Here is a 307-nt window from a genome sequence, read left to right on the forward strand (position 1 = left end):
GTTGATGCACTAACTGATGTGCTTGCACTTAATGAGTCTGAAAGACTCGTACTTTCTGATCCACTTAATGACGTGCTTGCACTTGTTGAGTCACTCACACTTGTTGATGTTGATCCACTTAATGATGTGCTTCCACTTATTGAATCACTCACACTTGTTGATGTTGATCCACTTAATGATGTGCTTGCACTTGTTGAATCACTCACACTTGTTGACGTTGATCCACTTAATGACGTGCTTGCACTTGTTGACTCACTCACGCTTGTTGATGCTGATGCACTTAATGAAGTGCTTGCACTTGTTGAAT

The 307-nt window shown here is 41.0% G+C and carries 1 protein-coding gene; it reads left to right on the plus strand.

The features are described 5' to 3' along the window. Window positions 1-307: hypothetical protein (locus KA858_RS12595; protein ID WP_281058938.1), on the plus strand; the 307-nt coding region annotated here is incomplete at both ends.

Origin of the sequence: Staphylococcus sp. GDX8P80P, assembly GCF_017893095.1 — a bacterium.
Classification (GTDB): domain Bacteria; phylum Bacillota; class Bacilli; order Staphylococcales; family Staphylococcaceae; genus Staphylococcus; species Staphylococcus borealis.